Raw genomic sequence first — 20,555 nt, forward strand, 5'->3', positions numbered from 1 at the left:
AAGATTGAATGCCCCCGCCTTTGCGGGGGCTTGTGTTTTACAGGCTATCACAACGCCAACCCTCCTCTTCCCACACCAGCGCATGCGTTAACGTTAAGCCGCTTAAAAATGCCTCATCGTGTGATACCACCAGCAGTGCCCCAGGGAAACCGGCCAGCGCCGCTTCAATGGCCTGGACTGAAGCCAGATCCAGATGGTTGGTCGGTTCATCCAGCAGCAGAAGCTGCGTGGCCTCCGCGCGCCACAGCACGCAGGCCAGGGCAGCCTTAAGACGCTCACCGCCGCTGAGCGCCGCCAATGGGAGCATCACTTTATCGGCCCCCAGTTGAAGCTGCGCTAAACGGGTTCGCAATACCCCCTCTTCCAGAGGGGTATGACTCAAATTGAGATGCGTCATGACCGATTGCGAGAGATCGAGCCGGGAGAGATGCTGGTCGAGATAAGCACAGCTAACGGAGACCTTACAGGTACCCGAACGGGGAGTCATCTCGCCGAGGATAGTTTTTAACAGCGTCGATTTTCCGCAGCCGTTCGGTCCCTTCAACGCCACGCGCATCGGTCCGTCCATACGCCAGGTAAGCGGTGGAACAGGCACATGCGGCAGCACCAGATCCTCCAGCACCAGTACCTGTTTGCCCTCCGGGACCTGACTCCCCGGCAGAGTGAACATCACCGGGTTATCGTCTTCAACCCGCTCACGCGCCTTGTTAACCGCGGCGTTCAGCGCTTCATTTTGCTCGCTGTGCTGTTTTTTCCAGGTGCCGATACGTTCCTTTGCCGCGCCTTTATATTTGACCCGCTCAAACGACGCGATATTCAGGGTATCGACGGTGCGTAACGTCTTTGCCGACCGCCGCTGGCTGTCATCATGCTCTTTTTGCATGCGTGCGCGGGTGCGTTTGCGCTCGGTTGCCGCATGTTCCAGCGCCGCGCGGGCCGCCTGCTGTTCGGCATCGCGCTGGGTTTGATAATCCGCATAATTCCCGCCGTAGCTGCGCAGACCCGAGGCGCTCAGCTCAAGGATACGGGGTACCTGAGCCAGTAACTCACGGTCATGGGAGGCCACCAGTACGCCGCCCTGATACCGACTCAACTGGTCGTAGAACCACGCCCGGCCTTGTCGATCCAGATGGTTAGTGGGTTCGTCCAGCAGCATGAAATCCGCTTCAGCCGTAAATGCCCCGCACAGCAGGGCACGAATGCGCTCGCCGCCGCTGAGTTCACCGGCAGGTTTATCCGGATCAAACGGCGGAAGCTTCGCATTGATAAACGCTTCGCTCAGACGTTCGGCTATATCCCAGTAACCGTCGAGCAACGCCAGATCGTCGGGCTGGTAATCGCCGCTGTCGATGCGCTTACGCGCCGCAAAAATCGCGTCATATCCGAGAAGTTCAGCCAGCGTCGTCTGCGAAGAAATGACGTGCTGCTGCGCCACCCAGGCATGCGAGCCAAAGCGTTCGATATGACCGGTAGCCGGTTCGTCCAGCCCCGCCAGCAGACGCAGCAGACGCGTTTTTCCGCTGCCGTTGCGGCCAACCAGCGCGCACAGGGAGGGTTCCAGCGAAAGATTCAGCGGACCAAAAAGGGTATCGCCCGTCGGAAACTGACAGGTGACCTGATGCAAAATAAAAGAAGGGGACTGCGCAAAATGAGCCATAAGCACTCCTGAATGAAATCAAAACATCCCCTGCCGACGCGGTAGCGTTTAGCAAGGATCGAAATTCATCAGTCGTGTTTGTTCATTTTTGGGGGGTGCTCCAGCGCGAGTAAGTTAACGCGATAAGGATAGCGGTAATGTGTTGACGGTTTCAAGGTTAAATTTTGGACGACTTTTACTCCCTCTCCCTTTGGGCTGAGGGATCCCCACAAATTAATGCGAGCAGTGAACAATCCCCTCGCCCCTTTGGGGAGAGGGTTAGGGTGAGGGGGAGCATACGGCTCTGGTGGTCATTCCGTTCACTTTATGTTCCTTGCTACTCTGTAACGACAATACCCGTGAACGTGCCGGGGTGGCTCAGTCGCCACCACCCTCGCTACCCGGGCTCCCGGCGGTAAATCGCCGCTACGCGGTACCTTCGGCTTATTCCTTCCGGCTTATCGGGGACGGGCGGAGGTAACATCCCTGTAAAGCCCGCCCTCTCGGCGCATCCATGCGCCTCGCCCCGGCCTACAGGAAACGCCTCAGCGATTTACAGCCGGACCATAGCGTCGCTGTAAGACCTCTGCCCGCAGTATGCTTTTCATTGCGGTAATTTTGCGAGTCTCTTTCCAGAAATAGTAATATCCTCAGTGGCATAGCTCAAATCTGTTGCCGCCTGTTTTGATGAGCAGTAAGTTCTCTTCGCACCTGCAAAATCAGGTGCCGGGTTTAGCATCCTGGCTTATCTTATCGGCGGCACATTTTGTGCAGCATGCTTTGCTACATCTCAATGGTGGGCTGAGCAGGGGCATCGAAAGATGCGCCGGTATCCGATAAGGCCGGTAATGCTAACTCTGTTCAGTCCACCACCAGCGAAGTTAGCATTTCCGGTGGTGGAAGCTTTATCACTTATCGGAGGCTGCCAATATGGCTACTACCCCAACCCAAGTTCATTCTTTAATCACTCTGCCCTTCAACCACGCCACCGACTTCACCGAACTGGCGGATAACAGCGAACGTTTTACCGACGCACTGGTAGATTGCGAAGAACCCGCCCCAAAAATGGCGCTTTACGGCAGACTTTATGCCTGCCTGAATCTTCTGCAACCCACGCTTCTGGATCCTGTTCCGGACGCTTTAAAAGCCAGCCTGATCGCGATCGGCTAAACCTGCCGGATGACGCCGCGCTTATCCGGCCTACGAAAGCCCCATAAAAAAACCCGCCGAAGCGGGTTTTTAGCATTTGTCACAACGGGCACATTACTGCAGCAGCGAAATATCCGCCACGCGCAGGAACAGCTCACGCAGTTTCTCGAGCATAGAGAGACGGTTAATACGCAGCTCTTTATCTTCTACGTTTACCATCACTTTCTCGAAGAAGGCGTCGATAACGTCACGCAGCTCGGCCAGTTCCACCAGCGCTTCCTGGTAGCGACCTTCCGCGAAGACCGGCTCGAGCTTGTCGCGCAGCACCACAACCTGCATCGCCAGGGCGATCTCTTCCGGTTCTTTCAGCGTCGCGGCGTTCACACGCTCGTTCAGCGTCTCGTCGGATTTCGCCAGAATGTTGGAGACACGCTTGTTGGCCGCCGCCAGAGCAGAGGCCGCTTCCAGCGTACGGAAGTGGGAAACCGCCTTCATACGCGCATCGAAATCAGCCGGACGGGTCGGACGACGCGCCAGCACCGCCTGAATGGTGTCGACGGTGTAACCTTCATCCTGATACCAGGCGCGGAAACGACCGAGCATAAAGTCGATCACGTCATCCACCACGTTCGCGTTGGTCAGCTTGTCGCCGTACAGACGCACCGCTTCTTCGGTCAGGGTCTGCAGATCCAGGTTCAGGTTCTTCTCAACGATGATACGCAGCACGCCGAGCGCAGCACGACGCAGCGCAAACGGGTCTTTGTCGCCTTTCGGATGCTGACCGATACCGAAGATACCCGCCAGGGTGTCCATCTTATCGGCAATCGCCACCGCGCACGCAACCGGGTTAGACGGCAGTTCGTCACCCGCAAAGCGCGGCTGATACTGCTCGTTCAGGGCCACGGCCACGTCTTCCGCTTCGCCATCGTGACGCGCGTAATGCATACCCATCACGCCCTGGGTGTCGGTAAATTCGAACACCATGTTGGTCATCAGGTCGCATTTAGACAGCAGGCCCGCACGCGTTGCGTGGTTGACGTCCGCACCGATTTCACGGGCAATCCAGCCGGACAGCTCCGCGATACGGTCGGTCTTGTCGCGCAGCGTACCCAGTTGCTGCTGGAACAACACGGTCTGCAGGCGTGGAAGATGATCTTCCAGACGCTTTTTACGGTCGGTATTGAAGAAGAACTCGGCATCCGCCAGACGCGGACGAACGACCTTCTCGTTACCAGAGATAATCTGGATCGGATCTTTCGATTCGATGTTTGCCACGAAGATGAAGTTTGGCAGCAGTTTGCCGTCGTTGGCATAGACCGGGAAGTACTTCTGGTCACCCTTCATGGTGTAAACCAGCGCTTCAGCCGGAACGGCCAGGAATTTCTCTTCGAACTTCGCAGTCAGCACAACCGGCCATTCCACCAGCGAGGTCACTTCTTCCAGCAGGCTGTCGCTCAGATCGGCTTTACCGCCAATCTTGCGCGCCGCGTCTTCCGCGTCCGCTTTGATTTTGGCTTTACGCTGTTCGTAGTCAGCAATGACCTTGCCGCGCTCCAGCAGGATCTGCGGATACTGGTCGGCATTGTCGATGGTGAACTCTGGCTCGCCCATAAAGCGGTGGCCGCGGATCACGCGATCGGACGCCACGCCCAGAATGGTGGCCGGAATAACGGTGTCGCCCAGCAGCAGGGTCACGGTGTGAACCGGACGCACAAAGTGCACGTCAGACGCGCCCCAGCGCATCAGCTTCGGAATAGGCAGCTTCGCCAGAGACGTGGCAATCATGTCCGGCAGCAGCGCTTCCGCACTTTCGCCCTTCACGTGCGCACGGTACAGCAGCCACTCGCCTTTATCCGTGGTCAGACGCTCGGCCTGATCGACGGTGATGCCGCAGCCACGCGCCCAGCCTTCCGCCGCTTTGCTCGGCTTGCCTTCCGCGTCAAAGGCCTGGGCAATCGCCGGGCCACGTTTTTCGACTTCGCGATCTGGCTGGGACGCCGCCAGATTTGCCACTTTCAGCGCCAAACGGCGCGGCGCGGCAAACCACTCAATTTTACCGTGTGCCAGGCCAGCGTTATCCAGCTCGGCAGTCACGTTCGCAGCAAAAGATTCAGCCAGGCTGCGCAGGGCTTTTGGTGGCAGCTCTTCGGTGCCGATTTCCACCAGGAAAGTTTTCTCAGACATGGCCGCCTCTTATTTGTTTCGGTTACACATCGGGAAGCCAAGGGCTTCACGGGACGCGTAGTAAGCTTCTGCAACGGCTTTGGTCAGGGTACGAATACGCAGAATGTAGCGCTGACGTTCAGTCACGGAGATGGCTTTGCGGGCGTCCAGCAGGTTGAAGCTGTGGGCGGCCTTCAGAATACGCTCGTAGGCAGGCAGCGGCAGCGGAGTCTCCAGCGCCAGCAGCTGCTGCGCTTCTTTCTCATACTGCTCGAAGCAGGTGAACAGGAAGTCCACGTCCGCGTATTCGAAGTTATAGGTGGATTGCTCCACTTCGTTCTGATGGAACACGTCGCCGTAGGTGGTTTTACCCAGCGGGCCGTCGCTCCAGACCAGGTCGTAAACGCTGTCTACGCCCTGAATGTACATGGCCAGACGTTCCAGACCATAGGTGATCTCACCGGTGATCGGCTTACATTCCAGACCGCCCACCTGCTGGAAGTAGGTGAACTGGGTCACTTCCATGCCGTTCAGCCACACTTCCCAACCCAGACCCCAGGCACCCAGCGTTGGGTTTTCCCAGTTATCTTCCACGAAACGGATGTCGTGGATGGTTGGATCCATACCCAGCTCTTTCAGCGACCCGAGGTACAGTTCCTGAATATTGTCGGGTGATGGCTTAATCACCACCTGGAACTGATAGTAATGCTGCAGACGGTTCGGGTTTTCACCGTAACGACCATCGGTCGGACGACGGGAAGGCTGCACATACGCGGTCGCCATTGGCTCTGGCCCCAACGCGCGCAGGCTGGTCATCGGGTGTGAAGTGCCGGCGCCGACTTCCATGTCCAAAGGTTGAACAATGGTACAGCCCTGACGAGCCCAGTAATCCTGTAAGGTCAGGATCAGGCCCTGGAAGGTCTTGGTATCAAACTTTTGCATAGTATTTCGTGCTGGATACGTGTGGTTTTAAATGGAAGGGACCAGTATACCCGCTGGCTGCAAGATATACAGTACGAAACGGGGTTGTTTAGGGAAAATTGGGAAATAAGCCTTCCGGCCAGAACGCTGACGGCGTCTGGCTGTTGATTATCCGAGCAGGCTAGCGCATGGAGAGGTGTAAAAACTGACCGTCCGCATCAAACGAGCAGACAAAGCCCTCTTTACGCGACGTATGGCCCTTGAGCTCATAGCTGCCCTGAAAACGTTCAAAACCGGTAACGTCAATTTTCTGCACGTCCGAGTTATAGCGGCGAGCGGCCCGATCTTTACAGAGCGCTTCCATATTCAGTGAACGTTCCGGGCTCATTTTACCCTGCTGCGCTTTTTGCACAGGTGCTTCCTGTGGCGCACTGCATGCCGCCAGCATGAACAGCAGAAAGAGTGACGCCACACACTTCATCATCATTTTAATTACCGCCCTGGTCAGTGGCTGTTATTTTTAGTATCAACGCTTTTATAGATTATGGTCCGGCATTCTGCGAATCTCGTGGCCTCCCGACAAGCCTGCGGAATAAAACTCAGAATTTTCCAAACGAAGACATTTGGACAATGGGAGTCACACTCAATTTACAGGGAATACGAGGAACTGATGCAGTCAAAAATTAACTGGATTGATAACCTGCGAGGAATAGCCTGTCTGATGGTGGTCATGATCCACACGACGACCTGGTACGTCACGAATGCGCACAGCATCAGCCCCGTTAACTGGGATATCGCCAATATTCTCAACTCTGCGTCGCGGGTCAGCGTGCCGCTGTTCTTTATGATTTCCGGCTTTCTCTTTTTTGGCGAGCGCAGCGCGCAGCCAAGGCACTTCATCCGCATCGCAGCCTGCCTGGGGTTCTACAGTGCCGTTGCCTTGCTCTATATCACTTTGTTCACCTCAATAAACGCCGGACTATCGCTAAAATACGTGCTGCAAAAGCCGGTGTTCTACCACCTGTGGTTCTTCTTCGCCATTATCGTGATCTACCTGGTCTCCCCCCTCATTCAGGTGAAAAACGTCAGCGGAAAAATGCTTCTGGCCCTGATGGTGGTAATTGGCATTGTCGCCAACCCAAATACGGTCTCGCAGAAAATCGACGGATTTGAGTGGTTGCCGGTGAACCTCTATATCAACGGCGATACCTTTTACTACGTACTTTACGGCATGCTGGGGCGCGCTATCGGGATGATGGATATCCAAAAGCGCTGTCTGAACTGGCTCTGCGGGTTGCTGTTTATGGCTGGCGTGGCGGTGATTTCACGCGGGACGCTGCATGAGCTTCAGTGGCGCGGCAATTTTGCCGATACCTGGTACCTGTACTGCGGGCCGATGGTCTTTATCTGTGCCGTATCGCTGCTCACGCTCGTTAAAAATACCCTGAATACGCGTCCCCTTCCCGTACTGAGCGTCATTTCACGACACTCTCTCGGGATTTACGGTTTTCACGCGCTGGTGATCCACGCGCTTCGGACAAGAGGCGTTGAGCTTAAAAGCTGGCCGGTGCTGGATATCGTCTGGATTTTTGCCGCGACCCTGGCGATCAGCCTGCTGCTGTCGATGCTGCTGCAAAAAATCGACACTCGCCGCTTCGTCAGCTAATGCTTCGCTGCCGGGCGCGATGATACTGGCGTGGGGAGGAAAACCCTGCCGCCAGTGAAGCCTGCTCCACGCCGCGCCCCTGCAATAGCCACTGCTCCGCCACCGCCAGACGCAGCTGCTCCAGATAATCGCGAACGCTAATCCCTAAATGTGACTGAAAAAGCCGGGTGAGATGGCGCGGGCTGACGTGCGCCAGCGCGGCGATATCAGGCAAGCTCCACGTTTTTTGTGGCTCGGCGGTGAGCGCATCCTGCGCCCGATGAATCGCCGGATGAAGATGATTGCGGTAGCGTAGCCACGGGGAGAGCTGGGGATCGTCACCGGAACGGCGGAACCAGACCACCATCTCGCGCGCCACGGCCAGCGCCTTTTCGGGACCGCACAGGCGGTTAATCATATGCAGCGCCAGATCGATGCCAGACGTGATCCCCGCGCTGGTCCAGATGTTCTCATCCTGCACAAAGATGCGGTTTTCTTTAATCGTCGCTGTGGGGGCTGCGGTGCGTAAACGACTGATAACGTCATGGTGGGTTGTACACTGCCGGTTGTTCAGCAGGCCCGATTTCGCCGCCAGCAGCGCGCCAGAACAGACGCACATCACCGTGATATCCCGGCGCTGAATAATCGGCTGCAGGCGCATCAGCCAGTGCTGTATCTGTAACGCCTGTGGTGTCGAAAACTGAGTGCGGGAGTCGCTCACGCCGGGCAATACCAGCAGGCTCCCCTCAGGCACCCTTTCCGGTAACGGCTGGATGCCGCTCATCGTCAGGCCTATCGACGTCGGAACGTCCGGTTGCGGCCCAATGTAATGCAGACGAAACGCGTCGCCAGCCAGCACAAAGGTCTCTGCCGGGCCCGTCATATCTAATGACAGCACCCCGGGCAACATGACGAACCAGACGTCGATGGGCATTACAGTGACTCCAGCGTCTCCGCTACCGTTTTAATGTCGGCAAAACGCCCGGACAGTACCGTTTCGGTACGGTGGCGAATTTCCGCTGCACTCAGGGTAATGCCCTTGTACGTCATGGGGAACGTCAGCGTGGCCTCGCTAACAAAGGTCACAGCATAACCCAGATCGGATGCCACCCGGGCGGTGGTTTCGCAGCATTGCTCCGTGCGAATGCCGCAGATAATCAGCTGGTTGATATCACGCTCGCGCAGCCAGCGATCGAGCCCAGTATCCGTGAAGGCATTATGGACGTGTTTCTGGAAAACCACATCCGGCTGATGACGCAAAAAGGCCATAGGTTTAACAAAGCCGCTTTGCAGCGTGAAGGGGCCGTCTTCATCCACATGGAAAATATCAACGACCGGAATACCGCGCGCCTGGCAGCCTTCAATCAGCCCCAGCATCGCCTGCTGAAAGGCAGGAATGTCGTCCTCATGCCAGTAATTGCGATGATGGAACGACTGCTGAGTATCAATATTGATGAGTGCAATGCGTGACATGGTGGATCTCCTCGCCAGTGGGTGTGACACCATACTGGCAAGGAAAGGAAGGCACGCACAGACCAAAAAAGGACATCCTCGTGCCGCGGTCGGACAAGCGTGTTTACGACATCAGCGGCAGCAGTTGCTGATAGATTTTACGGAATACCGCGCGCCTTTCCGCGTACCGCGCATGGTTTGCCGCGTCAGGGAAATGCGCCTGCTCAAGGGTAAGCTGCGGCAGCAGCTGCGAAAGCGGTTGTTCCGGATGAATGGCTATCTGCGCCAGACGCGCGGCGCCGAGCGCGGGGCCAACATCCCCTCCCGTACGGAAATCCAGCTGCAACCCGCTGATATCCGACAGCATCTGTCGCCAGTAAGGGCTTCGCGCACCGCCGCCAATCAGGGTGACGCTTGCGGGTTTCAGGCCGCAGTCATGGACCACGTCCATCCCGTCGGCCAGCGCATACCCCACCCCTTCCAGAACCGCACGCGCCAGTTCTGCCGGGCCATGCTGATGGGTTAAGCCAAAGAACACCCCTTTCGCTTCCGGGTTGTTGTGCGGCGTACGTTCTCCAGAAAGATACGGTAAAAACCAGACGGCACCCGCAGCGTCATCCGCCTGCTGTGCTGCGGCAATCAACGCAGGAACATCAGCCATCCCGGTCAGCTTCGCCGCCCAGTCCAGGCATGACGCTGCACTCAGCATCACCGACATCAAATGCCATTTTCCCGGAAGCGCATGACAGAAACTGTGCACAGCGCTTTCGGGATTACTGCGATAGCCGTCGCTGACGGCAAAATAGACGCCAGAGGTTCCCAGAGACAGCATCGCCTGCCCTGCCTCAACCATGCCGACGCCCACGGCACCCGCAGCGTTGTCACCGCCCCCGGCAACCACCGGTACGGCAGACATATTCCAGCGTTCCGCAACGTCCGGCAGCAACATGCCTGTTACCTCGCTTCCTTCGAACAGCGCGGGCATGTGTTCACGGGTCAGGTGGCAGGCATCCAGCATCGCCTCGCTCCAGTCACGTTTCGCCACGTCGAGCCACATCGTGCCGGCGGCATCGGACATGTCGGAAGCAAAATCGCCCGTCATACGAAAGCGCAGATAGTCTTTCGGTAGCAGGACTTTCGCCACCTGCCGGAAAATCTCCGGCTCGTGTCGCTGCACCCACAGCAGCTTGGGGGCGGTAAAGCCGGGCATCATCAGGTTGCCGGTAATCTCACGAGACGTGGGTACGCGCGCCTCGAGAAGCGCACACTCTTCCGCACAGCGGCCATCGTTCCAGAGAATGGCGGGGCGCAACACGCGATGCACGCTGTCCAGCAAGGTAGCACCGTGCATTTGCCCGGCAATCCCCAGCGCTTTCACGTCACGCAGAGAATGCTGTTCACCTAACGCCTTGATTGCACGATCCGTTGCCTGCCACCACTGCTCCGGGTCCTGTTCCGACCACAGCGGATGCGGACGTGAAACCTGCAGCTTTTCCGTCTGCGTTGCTAACACCTCGCCCTGTTCGCTTAACAGGATGGCTTTCACACCCGATGTGCCAAGATCGATCCCGATATACATTACGGTGACTCCTTTAACAGAAATGCCCGGTGGCGCTAACGCTTACCGGGCCTACGTGCTGTTATTTATCGAACAGGTAGTGATTGACCAGATTTTCCAACAGCTCCTGGTGCCCGCTCTGGTGCTGCGGTGCCAGCTGATGTTGTTCAGCGTACTTCGCGATGTCCGCAAGTGATAACTGACCTTTCAAAATTTGCTGGCCCAGCTCACTGTTCCAGCCGCTGTAACGCTTCGCCACGCGTTTATCGAGCTCGCCGTCTTCAATCATACGTGCCGCCACTTTCAGCGCCAGCGCCATGGTGTCCATCGCGCCAATGTGGCCGTAGAACAGATCGTATTTGTCGGTGCTCTGGCGACGCACTTTGGCGTCAAAGTTAAGGCCGCCGGTAGTGAAACCACCCGCTTTGATGATTTCGTACATCACCAGCGCATTCTCTTCCACGCTGTTCGGGAACTGGTCTGTGTCCCAGCCCAGTTGCGCGTCGCCGCGGTTAGCATCGACCGAGCCGAAGATGCCCAGCGCAATCGCAGACGCGATCTCGTGGTGGAAAGAGTGGCCCGCCAGCGTGGCGTGGTTGGCTTCAATGTTCACTTTAATCTCTTTTTCCAGACCGAACTGCTTCAGGAAGCCATACACCGTCGCCACGTCGTAGTCATACTGATGCTTGGTCGGTTCCTGCGGTTTCGGCTCGATCAGCAGCGTGCCGCGGAAGCCGATTTTGTGCTTATGGTCGACAACCATCTGCATAAAGCGGCCAATCTGCTCGCGCTCCTGACGCAGGTCGGTGTTCAGCAGAGTTTCATAGCCTTCACGGCCACCCCAGAGGACATAGTTTTCGCCGCCCAGCTGATGCGTGGCATTCATTGCCGTCACCACCTGCGTGGCCGCCCAGCTAAACACTTCCGGATCCGGGTTGGTTGCCGCACCCGCGCCGTAGCGTGGGTTAGTGAAGCAGTTTGCCGTGCCCCACAGCAGTTTCACGCCGCTTTGCTGCTGCTTTGCCGCCAGTACATCCACCATCTGCGCAAAGTTGTTCAGATACTCTTTCAGCGATGCGCCTTCCGGTGACACGTCGACGTCATGGAAACAGTAGTACGGCACGTTCAGTTTGTGGAAGAACTCAAACGCAACGTCGGCTTTGCGCTTTGCCAGTTCGATGGCCTCACCCGGCTGCTGCCATGGGCGGTCAAAGGAGCCCACGCCGAACATATCGGCACCGTTCCAGCAGAAGGTATGCCAGTAACAGGCGGCAAAGCGCAGATGATCTTCCATGCGCTTACCCAGCACCAGCTCATCCGGGTTGTAGTGACGAAATGCTAAAGGATTGGTCGTTTTCGGGCCTTCGTAACGAACACGATCGAGTTGGTCGAAATAAGCTTGCATATTGAGCTCCATAATCAGGGTATGCGGCGAGTCGTTGATACAGGAGTAATAGTGAATAGACATTTTGGGTTGCTCAATTACGTTATTTCACACTGCTATTGAGAGAATGCACAACTGTGCGCTGGCTCGCAAAATAATGCGCAGACAAACTATTTTTCGGCGCGGATTCCAGAATCAAATGTAATTAAGACGTTACGTATTTTAAAATCCGATCGCGGTCATAAATTCAGAAATAAACCAAATATCGTAATGAGAAGATAAAAATCTGTAATTGCCAGCCCGCCTTTCCGCGTTAAAAATTTGCTGCGTCTCAGCAGTGAATGTTTCTTTTATCTCAGCAACACATACCCCTACAAAAAGGCCTAATAATTATGAAGATAAAGAACCTGACCCTAACGCTCTGCACTACGCTCCTGCTTGCCAGTTTTGCCGGTCATGCCAAAGAGGTCAAAATTGGCATGGCGATTGACGACCTGCGCCTGGAACGCTGGCAAAAAGATCGCGATATCTTTGTAAAAAAAGCGGAATCCCTCGGCGCAAACGTGTTTGTTCAGTCGGCTAACGGCAACGAAGAAACGCAAATGTCGCAGATCGAGAATATGATTAACCGTGGCGTCGATGTGCTGGTCATTATCCCCTATAACGGCCAGGTATTAAGTAACGTGGTGAAAGAAGCCAAACAAGAAGGCATAAAAGTGCTGGCTTATGACCGCATGATTAATAATGCGGACATTGATTATTATATTTCGTTCGATAATGAAAAAGTCGGCGAATTACAGGCACAAAGCCTGATCGACAAAGTGCCTCAGGGCAATTATTTCCTGATGGGCGGCTCTCCGGTGGATAACAACGCCAAGCTGTTCCGCGAAGGGCAAATGAAGGTCCTTAAACCGTACATCGACAACGGGAAAATTAAAGTGGTTGGCGATCAATGGGCCGACGGCTGGCTGCCAGAAAACGCGCTGAAGATTATGGAAAATGCGCTGACGGCCAACAACAACAAAATTGATGCGGTTGTGGCCTCCAACGATGCCACCGCAGGCGGTGCGATTCAGGCATTAAGCGCCCAGGGGCTGGCGGGTAAAGTCGCCATTTCTGGACAGGATGCCGATCTGGCTGGCGTAAAACGCATTATCGCAGGCACCCAAACCATGACGGTCTACAAACCGATTACCGAGCTTGCCAATACGGCGGCGGAAATCGCCGTGGAACTGGGCAATGGCAAGCAACCTAAAGCAGACGCAACGCTGAATAACGGGCTGAAAGACGTTCCGGCTCGCCTGCTCACCCCTATTGAAGTCAATAAAGAGAACATTGACGCCACCGTCATTAAAGACGGCTTCCACAAGAAGAGCGAACTGTAATCCGGCGCGGCCCCTGCTTTGCAGGGGCGCATCACGTTGTACTGTTCTTCCCTCGGTTTATGTGGAGCAGTTATGCCTTATTTACTTGAAATGAAAAGCATCACCAAGCGCTTCGGCACGGTGAAAGCCGTCGATAACGTCAGTCTCCGGTTGAACCCCGGCGAAGTCGTTTCGCTGTGTGGCGAGAACGGCTCAGGCAAGTCAACGTTGATGAAAGTGTTGTGCGGAATCTACCCGTATGGCAGTTACGAAGGCGAAATCGTTTTTGCTGGCGAAGTTATCCAGGCGACTCACATTCGTGATACCGAACGTAAAGGCATCGCCATCATCCACCAGGAACTGGCGCTGGTGAAGCATCTCACCGTGCTGGAGAACATTTTCCTTGGGGCCGAAATTTCCCGCCACGGCGTGCTGGATTACGACACCATGACGCTACGTTGTGAAAAGCTGCTCGCGCAGGTGAGCCTCAGCATTTCACCGGACACCCGCGTGGGCGACCTGGGACTGGGGCAACAGCAGCTGGTTGAAATCGCTAAAGCGCTCAATAAACAGGTCAGGCTGCTGATCCTTGATGAGCCCACGGCCTCGCTCACCGAACAGGAAACTGCGGTACTGCTCGATATCATTCGCGATCTGCAAAATCACGGCATCGCCTGCATCTACATTTCGCACAAACTGAACGAGGTTAAAGCCATTTCGGACACCATCTGCGTGATCCGCGACGGGCAGTACATCGGCACGCGTGAAGCCGCGGGCATGAGTGAAGATGACATCATCACCATGATGGTAGGACGCGAGCTGACGGCGCTCTACCCGAATGAGCCTCACACCAAAGGTGATGAAGTGTTGCGCGTGGAAAATCTGACCGCGTGGCACCCCGTTAACCGCCACATCAAGCGTGTGAATAACGTCTCGTTTTCTCTGCACAGCGGCGAAATCCTCGGTATCGCCGGGTTAGTCGGCGCCGGGCGCACGGAGGCCGTACAGTGTCTGTTTGGCGTGTGGCCAGGGCGCTGGGAGGGCACGATTTATATCGACGGCCAGCCGGTGAAAATCGACAACTGCCAGCAGGCGATCGCCCGCGGCATTGCTATGGTGCCGGAAGACCGCAAAAAAGACGGCATCGTGCCGGTTATGGCGGTGGGGAAAAACATTACGCTGGCGGCGCTCGATCGCTTCTCCGGCGCGCTGAGCAGCCTGGACGATGCCGCCGAGCAGCAGTGCATCCTTCAGTCACTCGCCCGGCTGAAGGTCAAAACCTCCTCACCGGAACTGGCCATTGGCCGCCTGAGCGGCGGCAACCAGCAGAAGGCGATTCTGGCGCGCTGCCTGCTTCTCAATCCACGCATATTAATCCTTGATGAGCCGACGCGCGGAATTGATATCGGTGCCAAATATGAAATCTACAAACTGATTAATCAGCTTGTACAGCAAGGGATTGCCGTCATTGTCATTTCGTCTGAGTTACCCGAAGTGCTCGGCCTGAGCGACCGTGTACTGGTCATGCACGAGGGAAAACTGAAAGCCAACCTGATTAACCAGAACCTGACGCAGGAGCAGGTGATGGAAGCCGCTTTAAGGAGCGAACGTCATGTCGAAAAGCAACCCGTCTGATATCAAAGTCGCCGTTCCGACGCCCGGTGCGTTCGCAGGGCTAAAAGCGCTGAACCTACAGGTTTTCGTGATGATCGCGGCGATTATCGTCATCATGCTCTTCTTTACCTGGATGACTGATGGTTCGTACCTCAGCGCGCGTAACGTCTCTAACCTGCTCCGCCAGACAGCTATCACCGGCATTCTGGCCGTCGGCATGGTGTTCGTGATTATCTCCGCGGAAATCGATCTGTCGGTCGGTTCAATGATGGGGCTCCTCGGCGGTGTGGCGGCCATTTTTGACGTCTGGCTCGGCTGGCCGCTGCCGCTGACCGTGGCGGTCACGCTGGTGCTGGGTCTGGTTCTGGGGGCCTGGAACGGCTGGTGGGTAGCCTACCGTAAAGTGCCGTCGTTCATTGTCACCCTGGCGGGGATGCTGGCCTTCCGCGGGATCTTAATCGGCATCACCAACGGTACCACCGTCTCCCCGACCAGCGCGGCCATGTCGCAGATTGGTCAGAGCTACCTCCCGGATGGTGTGGGCTTTACCATCGGCGTGGCGGGGCTGCTGGCATTTGTCGCGTGGCAGTGGCGTGGACGCATGCGTCGTCAGGCGCTGGGGCTGGCGTCGCCAGCATCCACGTCGGTGGTGGGACGTCAGGCGCTCACGGCCGTCATTGTGCTGGGCGCCATCTGGCTTTTAAACGACTATCGCGGTGTTCCGACCCCCGTGCTGCTGCTGACGCTTTTACTGCTGGGCGGCATGTTTATGGCCACGCGCACCGCGTTTGGCCGCCGTATTTATGCCATCGGCGGCAACCTTGAGGCTGCCCGCCTCTCGGGCATTAACGTTGAACGCACCAAACTCGCGGTCTTCGCCATTAACGGCCTGATGGTCGCCATCGCCGGGTTGATCCTCAGCTCGCGTCTGGGGGCGGGTTCACCCTCCGCCGGTAACATCGCCGAGTTGGATGCTATCGCCGCCTGCGTTATTGGCGGTACCAGCCTCGCAGGGGGTATCGGCAGCGTCGCGGGCGCGGTGATGGGGGCATTTATCATGGCGTCGTTGGATAACGGGATGAGTATGATGGACGTCCCGACGTTTTGGCAGTATATCGTCAAGGGGGCCATTCTTTTACTGGCAGTCTGGATGGACTCGGCCACCAAGCGACGGGCCTGATAACGGTATTGTGACTTAATTGGGAAGTGAGCCATGTTTGAAAAGCGTCACCGCATTACGTTATTATTCAATGCCAACAAAGCCTACGACCGTCAGGTGGTAGAAGGCGTGGGTGAATATTTGCAGGCGTCGCAATCCGAGTGGGATATCTTTATTGAGGAAGATTTTCGCACCCGTCTGGAGAACATCAAAGACTGGCTGGGCGATGGCGTTATCGCCGACTATGACGACCCCGTCATTGAGCAACTGCTGACCGACGTCGACGTTCCGATCGTGGGCGTCGGCGGCTCCTACCATTCGCCCGAACACTATCCGCCGGTTCACTATATTGCCACCGATAACCATGCCCTGGTCGAGGCCGCGTTTCTCCATTTAAAAGAGAAAGGCGTCCATCGCTTCGCGTTTTATGGTTTACCCGCCACCAGTGGCAAGCGCTGGGCCGTTGAGCGTGAGCACGCGTTTTGCCAGCTGGTCGCGCAGGAGAAGTATCGCGGCGTGGTCTATCAGGGGCTGGAAACCGCCCCGGAAAACTGGCAGCACGCGCAGAACCGTCTCGCTGACTGGCTGCAAACGCTGCCGCCGCAAACCGGCATTATTGCCGTGACGGACGCCCGCGCGCGGCACGTGCTGCAGGTCTGCGAACACTTACACATTCCGGTGCCCGAAAAACTGTGCGTGATTGGCATCGATAACGAAGAGCTTACTCGCTACCTGTCCCGCGTGGCGCTCTCCTCCGTTGCCCAGGGCACGCGTCAGATGGGCTATCAGGCGGCGAAGCTGCTGCACCGTCTGCTGGATAAAGAATCTCTGCCGCTTCAGCGCCTGCTGGTGCCACCGGTTCGCGTCGTAGAACGTCGCTCGACCGATTATCGCTCCTTAAGCGACCCGGCCGTCATTCAGGCCATGCACTATATTCGCAACCACGCCTGCAAAGGGATTAAGGTCGATCAGGTACTGGATTCGGTGGGCATTTCGCGTTCGAATCTGGAGAAGCGTTTTAAAGAAGAGGTGGGCGAAACCATTCATGCCGTTATCCATGCTGAAAAGCTGGAGAAAGCACGCAGCCTGCTCATCTCCACGTCGCTGTCGATCAACGAAATCTCGCAAATGTGCGGTTACCCGTCGCTGCAATATTTTTATTCGGTGTTTCGCAAAGAGTATGACACCACGCCGAAAGAGTACCGGGATCGCCACAGCGAGGTGCTGATCTAGAAAAGAAAACGCCTTCCGGTGGAAGGCGTTTTTTTTGAGATTACATATGGGCGGCGATTAAGCGCTGATTATCCTGGTACATAGCGAACAGATAGTTGTTATAGCTCTGTCCCTTCGTCGAATACCCTTTCAGCTTGTGGATCATCGTACTGGCCGTCACTTCCTGGTCCGCTTTACGCAGCTGAGCGCGTGATTTACGGAACGATGAGTAGGCCGGGTGCGTATTCAGATTCACCACATAGGCGTTCACGGAATCTTTCACAGATTCAAACTGCGAATAGCCTTTCACCTTGCCAGGCGCATTCGTACAACGGCCTTTCACACATTTCATGCCGAAAAGGTTGTTGTTGTTACGCGCAAGCTTGGACGTTCCCCAGCCGCTTTCGGCTGCAGCCATGGTCGCAACCATGCTGCCCGGGATGATATCCACACGCTCAAGGAGAGCATTCCACGGCACACGACGCGTGTTCCCGTTCCAGCTCAGCTTGTAGCGCTTCGTGATATCTTTCAGACGCGCGCGCTCTGACGGCGACCAGCGGCTATCGTACTGTTTGGAAATCAGCCAGTTACGATCCGCAGTAATCGCGGCATTTTGACTCGTGATGTAAGGCATTACCGTCCGGAGAAACGCTTTTTTCCTTGGTGTTCCGGAAGGGTATTTTCGCAAATCAGGAAGTGAACTACTCTTTGCACTATTGCGAGAATACTCTTGTTTACTGCTAACCTTACTACTTGTCGTCTTTATTACGTGGGCTTTCTTACTCGTTGTATCCGTGTGCGTCTTCGCAAGCACCTCACCCGAAAATGCCGTGGTGAGTAACATGAGTATCGCAGCCCCATATCGTCGAATGGGAGTCGATATCATTAGGTCTCCTGGTCGGATGTAATCATCCTAACACCTTATTTTTTTCACAAATTTGAGAGCGGAATCTCAAATCATATCAAAAATAGACTTCAAGAGCACGTATAGAAATAGTCCAATTCCGAAACTATGTCACCTGAAACTTGCTCATAAAAACATCATTTCCGGAAAAATGTGTGCGTTATCGCAGATAACTGCCTAATTTTGCGCAAGATCACTCATCCTCACGCATCCTCCTGGCAGAAAGCGACAGGGGATGAGTTTTTCCCGCCCGCCTGCTGGCACACTGGTCAAAAAATCCGCGACAGGAACCAGGAATGAAACGCACCGCAATAGCCTTTCTGATGTTACCCGCACTGGCACATGCCGACTGGTCATCGCCGGGGTTTGGCGCATTTCGCGCCGAGGGCACCGGGATTTTCACCAGCCAGGCAAAGCTTGCGAAGGGTACGCGTCCTCTTACGCTGAGTTTTGACAAGACGTGCTGGCAGCCCACAGGCGCGATAAAACTCAATGAGATGCTGTCGCTCAAGCCCTGTGACGGCGCTCCGCCGCAGTGGCGCCTTTTCCGCGACGGTGAATACCAGATGCGGATTGATACCCGATCCGGCACGCCCACCCTGCTGCTGGCGGTTCAGAGCGCGACAGATCAGCCGGTGACCAACGTTATCCGCCAGTGTCCGAAGTGGGACGGTAAGCCGCTGACGCTGGACGTCAGCCATACCTTCCCGGAAGGCTCCGTCGTGCGCGACTACTACAGTAAACAGACGGCGACCGTACAAGATGGGAAAATCACCCTGCAGCCAGCCGCCAACAGTAACGGCCTGCTGCTGCTTGAGCGCGCCGAAACCGACAAGCCGGCACCGTTTAGCTGGCAAAACGCCACTGTCTATTTTGTACTGACGGACCGCTTTGTGAATGGCGACCCGAGCAATGACAACAGCTATGGCCGCCATAAAGACGGCATGCAGGAGATTGGCACGTTCCACGGTGGCGATCTGAAGGGGCTGACCAGCAAGCTCGATTACCTGCAGCAGCTGGGAGTGAATGCGCTCTGGATAAGCTCCCCGCTTGAGCAGATCCACGGCTGGGTAGGCGGCGGAACCAAAGGTGATTTCCCGCATTATGCCTATCATGGCTACTACACCCAGGACTGGACAACGCTCGATGCCAACATGGGCACCGAGGATGACCTGCGCCAGCTTGTTGATGAGGCGCATAAGCGCGGCATTCGCATCCTGTTTGATATCGTCATGAACCACACGGGCTACGCGACGCTTGCGGACATGCAGGCTTATCAGTTTGGTGCCCTGTACCTCCAGGGTGATGAGGTGAAAAAGACGCTGGGAGAGCGCTGGACCGACTGGACGCCGGGCCCAGGCCAGACCTGGCATAGCTTCAACGACTACATCAACTTCAGCGACAAGGCCGCATGGGAAAAATGGTGGGGCAAGAAATGGATTCGTACCGACATCGGTGATTACGATAATCCCGGCTTCGACGATTTAACGATGTCGCTGGCGTTCCTGCCCGACCTGAAAACGGAATCCACCGTCCCTTCCGGGTTACCCAATTTCTATCAACATAAGCCCGATACCCACGCGAAAGCGATTCCGGGTTATACCCCGCGCGACTACCTGACCCACTGGCTCAGCCAGTGGGTACGTGACTACGGCATCGACGGTTTCCGGGTGGATACCGCGAAACACGTTGAGCTTGCGGCCTGGCAACAGCTGAAAGACCAGGCAAGCCAGGCGCTGGCTGCCTGGAAAGGCGCTCACCCGGATAAAAAGCTCGACAACGCACCGTTCTGGATGACCGGGGAATCCTGGGGCCACGGCGTCATGCAGAGCGATTATTACCGCCACGGTTTTGATGCGATGATTAACTTTGATTATCAGGAGCAGGCGGCAAAAGCGGTGGATTGTCTGGCCGATATGGATCTCACCTGGCAGCAGATGGCGGAGAAACTGCAAAGCTTCAACGTGCTGAGCTACCTCTCATCCCACGATACGCGCCTGTTCCGCGAAGGGGGCCCGCGCGCGGCAGAGCTGCTCCTGCTGGCGCCGGGCAGCGTGCAAATCTATTACGGGGATGAGTCCGAGCGTCCATTCGGGCCGACAGGCTCCGACCCGCTGCAGGGCACCCGCTCGGATATGAACTGGCAGGACGTCACGGGCAAGCAGGCCTTAACCGTCGCCCATTGGCAAACGCTGGGTCAGTTCCGCGCCCGTCACCCGGCGATTGGTGAAGGCAAACAAACCACGCTGTCGCTGAAAGAGGGGTATGGCTTCGTGCGCGAGCACAAGGGCGATAAGGTGATGGTGGTATGGGCGGGTAATCAATAGATCAAACCCCTCACCCTAACCTTCTGCCCTGAGGGGAGAGGGCCGGGGTGAGGGGAATTCCACCAGA

The 20,555-nt window shown here is 56.2% G+C and carries 15 protein-coding genes and 2 pseudogenes; 8 read left to right on the forward strand and 9 right to left on the reverse strand.

The genetic code is table 11. The annotated features are described in order from the left end of the window. Positions 1-37: 37 nt before the first annotated feature. The gene (locus F3J31_RS18610; RefSeq protein ID WP_167214636.1) at positions 38-1,657 is read right to left on the reverse strand and encodes an ABC-F family ATP-binding cassette domain-containing protein; all 1,620 of its coding nucleotides are present in this window, start codon (positions 1,655-1,657) and stop codon (positions 38-40) included. 796 nt (positions 1,658-2,453) lie between these two features. Between F3J31_RS18610 and F3J31_RS23460 the strand changes: the two are divergent. Together F3J31_RS23460 and F3J31_RS18620 are read left to right on the forward strand one after the other, a co-directional pair. Then, a pseudogene (locus F3J31_RS23460) lies at positions 2,454-2,600 on the forward strand (hypothetical protein); the annotation flags it as partial. Next, positions 2,567-2,791 (forward strand): annotated as a pseudogene (locus tag F3J31_RS18620) (hypothetical protein); the annotation flags it as partial. The pseudogenes F3J31_RS23460 and F3J31_RS18620, both read left to right, overlap by 34 nt. Before the next feature lie 108 nt (positions 2,792-2,899). Here the strand turns inward: F3J31_RS18620 and glyS are convergent. The 3 genes from glyS to F3J31_RS18635 all read right to left on the reverse strand — a co-directional run bounded on the left by glyS (position 2,900) and on the right by F3J31_RS18635 (position 6,356). Next, positions 2,900-4,969, reverse strand: coding sequence for a glycine--tRNA ligase subunit beta (gene glyS, locus F3J31_RS18625; RefSeq protein WP_045907867.1), 2,070 nt, complete (start codon positions 4,967-4,969; stop codon positions 2,900-2,902). 9 nt (positions 4,970-4,978) lie between these two features. Next, positions 4,979-5,890: a glycine--tRNA ligase subunit alpha gene (glyQ, locus tag F3J31_RS18630; protein ID WP_003860141.1), complete on the reverse strand. Its 912-nt coding sequence runs from the start codon at positions 5,888-5,890 to the stop codon at positions 4,979-4,981. A 160-nt stretch (positions 5,891-6,050) separates the two neighbouring features. Beyond that, complete coding sequence (locus F3J31_RS18635) at positions 6,051-6,356, reverse strand: YsaB family lipoprotein (protein ID WP_167214639.1); 306 nt, start codon at positions 6,354-6,356, stop codon at positions 6,051-6,053. A gap of 183 nt (positions 6,357-6,539) precedes the next feature. Between F3J31_RS18635 and F3J31_RS18640 the strand changes: the two genes are divergently transcribed. Continuing rightward, complete coding sequence (locus F3J31_RS18640; RefSeq protein WP_167214642.1) at positions 6,540-7,535, forward strand: acyltransferase; 996 nt, start codon at positions 6,540-6,542, stop codon at positions 7,533-7,535. Here F3J31_RS18640 and F3J31_RS18645 read toward each other — a convergent pair. The 4 genes from F3J31_RS18645 to xylA all read right to left on the reverse strand — a co-directional run bounded on the left by F3J31_RS18645 (position 7,528) and on the right by xylA (position 11,929). After that, positions 7,528-8,448 carry a helix-turn-helix domain-containing protein gene (locus F3J31_RS18645; protein ID WP_167214645.1) on the reverse strand — a complete coding sequence of 307 codons (921 nt, stop codon included), beginning with the start codon at positions 8,446-8,448 and terminating at the stop codon, positions 7,528-7,530. The two genes, F3J31_RS18640 and F3J31_RS18645, sit on opposite strands and share 8 nt — an antisense overlap. Next, complete coding sequence (locus tag F3J31_RS18650; protein WP_167214648.1) at positions 8,448-8,987, reverse strand: cysteine hydrolase family protein; 540 nt, start codon at positions 8,985-8,987, stop codon at positions 8,448-8,450. The genes F3J31_RS18645 and F3J31_RS18650 overlap by 1 nt, the downstream gene beginning before the upstream one ends. A 103-nt stretch (positions 8,988-9,090) precedes the next feature. Next, positions 9,091-10,545, reverse strand: a complete 1,455-nt coding sequence (gene xylB / locus F3J31_RS18655) for a xylulokinase (protein WP_167214651.1) — start codon at positions 10,543-10,545, stop codon at positions 9,091-9,093. Positions 10,546-10,606: 61 nt separating this feature from the next. Next, entirely contained in the window at positions 10,607-11,929 is a 1,323-nt protein-coding gene (gene xylA, locus F3J31_RS18660) for a xylose isomerase (RefSeq protein WP_086374966.1), read from the reverse strand. 371 nt (positions 11,930-12,300) lie between these two features. On the opposite strand from xylA, the gene xylF reads away from it, so the two are divergent. The 4 genes from xylF to xylR all read left to right on the forward strand — a co-directional run bounded on the left by xylF (position 12,301) and on the right by xylR (position 17,278). Then, positions 12,301-13,293 carry a D-xylose ABC transporter substrate-binding protein gene (gene xylF, locus F3J31_RS18665; protein WP_008502746.1) on the forward strand — a complete coding sequence of 331 codons (993 nt, stop codon included), beginning with the start codon at positions 12,301-12,303 and terminating at the stop codon, positions 13,291-13,293. Between the two features lie 72 nt (positions 13,294-13,365). Next, a complete protein-coding gene (locus tag F3J31_RS18670; protein WP_167214654.1) occupies positions 13,366-14,907 on the forward strand; it encodes a xylose ABC transporter ATP-binding protein in 1,542 nt (513 codons plus the stop codon). Then, the gene (gene xylH / locus F3J31_RS18675; protein ID WP_045907874.1) at positions 14,885-16,066 is read left to right on the forward strand and encodes a xylose ABC transporter permease XylH; all 1,182 of its coding nucleotides are present in this window, start codon (positions 14,885-14,887) and stop codon (positions 16,064-16,066) included. The genes F3J31_RS18670 and xylH overlap by 23 nt, the downstream gene beginning before the upstream one ends. A 33-nt stretch (positions 16,067-16,099) precedes the next feature. Continuing rightward, entirely contained in the window at positions 16,100-17,278 is a 1,179-nt protein-coding gene (xylR, locus tag F3J31_RS18680) for a D-xylose utilization transcriptional activator XylR (protein ID WP_021242460.1), read from the forward strand. Between the two features lie 40 nt (positions 17,279-17,318). Here the strand turns inward: xylR and F3J31_RS18685 are convergent, their stop codons facing one another. Next, positions 17,319-18,143 carry a protein bax gene (locus F3J31_RS18685; RefSeq protein WP_048028064.1) on the reverse strand — a complete coding sequence of 275 codons (825 nt, stop codon included), beginning with the start codon at positions 18,141-18,143 and terminating at the stop codon, positions 17,319-17,321. A 314-nt stretch (positions 18,144-18,457) separates the two neighbouring features. Between F3J31_RS18685 and F3J31_RS18690 the strand changes: the two genes are divergently transcribed. After that, on the forward strand, positions 18,458-20,488 hold the full coding sequence (locus F3J31_RS18690; RefSeq protein ID WP_167214658.1) for an alpha-amylase: 2,031 nt from the start codon (positions 18,458-18,460) through the stop codon (positions 20,486-20,488). The last annotated feature ends 67 nt before the right edge of the window (positions 20,489-20,555 follow it).

Origin of the sequence: Enterobacter sp. Acro-832 (assembly GCF_011752745.1) — a bacterium.
In the GTDB taxonomy this organism is placed as follows: Bacteria; Pseudomonadota; Gammaproteobacteria; order Enterobacterales; family Enterobacteriaceae; genus Enterobacter; species Enterobacter quasiroggenkampii.

Excerpts from the sequence above, each read along its gene's own strand:
- F3J31_RS18610 (WP_167214636.1), bottom strand. The coding sequence starts at position 1,657 with ATGGCTCATTTTGCGCAGTCCCCTTCTTTTATTTTGCATCAGGTCACC.
- glyS (WP_045907867.1), bottom strand. The coding sequence starts at position 4,969 with ATGTCTGAGAAAACTTTCCTGGTGGAAATCGGCACCGAAGAGCTGCCA.
- glyQ (WP_003860141.1), bottom strand. The coding sequence starts at position 5,890 with ATGCAAAAGTTTGATACCAAGACCTTCCAGGGCCTGATCCTGACCTTA.
- F3J31_RS18635 (WP_167214639.1), bottom strand. The coding sequence starts at position 6,356 with ATGATGATGAAGTGTGTGGCGTCACTCTTTCTGCTGTTCATGCTGGCG.
- F3J31_RS18640 (WP_167214642.1), top strand. The coding sequence starts at position 6,540 with ATGCAGTCAAAAATTAACTGGATTGATAACCTGCGAGGAATAGCCTGT.
- F3J31_RS18645 (WP_167214645.1), bottom strand. The coding sequence starts at position 8,448 with ATGCCCATCGACGTCTGGTTCGTCATGTTGCCCGGGGTGCTGTCATTA.
- F3J31_RS18650 (WP_167214648.1), bottom strand. The coding sequence starts at position 8,987 with ATGTCACGCATTGCACTCATCAATATTGATACTCAGCAGTCGTTCCAT.
- xylB (WP_167214651.1), bottom strand. The coding sequence starts at position 10,545 with ATGTATATCGGGATCGATCTTGGCACATCGGGTGTGAAAGCCATCCTG.
- xylA (WP_086374966.1), bottom strand. The coding sequence starts at position 11,929 with ATGCAAGCTTATTTCGACCAACTCGATCGTGTTCGTTACGAAGGCCCG.
- xylF (WP_008502746.1), top strand. The coding sequence starts at position 12,301 with ATGAAGATAAAGAACCTGACCCTAACGCTCTGCACTACGCTCCTGCTT.
- F3J31_RS18670 (WP_167214654.1), top strand. The coding sequence starts at position 13,366 with ATGCCTTATTTACTTGAAATGAAAAGCATCACCAAGCGCTTCGGCACG.
- xylH (WP_045907874.1), top strand. The coding sequence starts at position 14,885 with ATGTCGAAAAGCAACCCGTCTGATATCAAAGTCGCCGTTCCGACGCCC.
- xylR (WP_021242460.1), top strand. The coding sequence starts at position 16,100 with ATGTTTGAAAAGCGTCACCGCATTACGTTATTATTCAATGCCAACAAA.
- F3J31_RS18685 (WP_048028064.1), bottom strand. The coding sequence starts at position 18,143 with ATGATATCGACTCCCATTCGACGATATGGGGCTGCGATACTCATGTTA.
- F3J31_RS18690 (WP_167214658.1), top strand. The coding sequence starts at position 18,458 with ATGAAACGCACCGCAATAGCCTTTCTGATGTTACCCGCACTGGCACAT.